The 311-nt window shown below is 62.1% G+C and carries 1 pseudogene; it reads right to left on the bottom strand.

What is annotated here, in order from left to right:
- Positions 1-239 (bottom strand): annotated as a pseudogene (locus G3446_RS27400) (IS1595 family transposase); the annotation flags it as partial.
- Between the last annotated feature and the right edge of the window lie 72 nt (positions 240-311).

The following is a 311-nucleotide window of genomic DNA, read 5'->3' as shown; positions in this document are numbered from 1 at the left end:
CGCCCGGCCTTGCCGCCCGTGAGCTCACCGCCGAGATAGACGTCGTCGACCTGGACGTCGCCACTGAGCGCATAGGTGCGCTCACGCTCGGTCATTGCCTGCATCAGCTTGTGCTGGATCAGCCAGGCGGTTGGGTAGCTCACGCCCAGCTGACGTTTCAGGGCAAGAGCAGAGAGCCCGGTCTTGGCCTGGCTGATCAGGTAGATCGCCAGAAACCAGAGCGTGAATGCCAGGTGAGTGCGGTCAGCGAATTTGATGGTTACACGATCGGGCTAGCTGATGGAAGTCAGCGCTGAGCGGCGTGTTGGTCG

Source organism: Thiorhodococcus minor (assembly GCF_010820565.1).
Classification (GTDB): Bacteria; Pseudomonadota; Gammaproteobacteria; order Chromatiales; family Chromatiaceae; genus Thiorhodococcus; species Thiorhodococcus minor.
The sequence above is the reverse complement of the archived record's forward strand: the minus strand, read 5'-3'. Positions and strand labels throughout refer to the sequence as shown.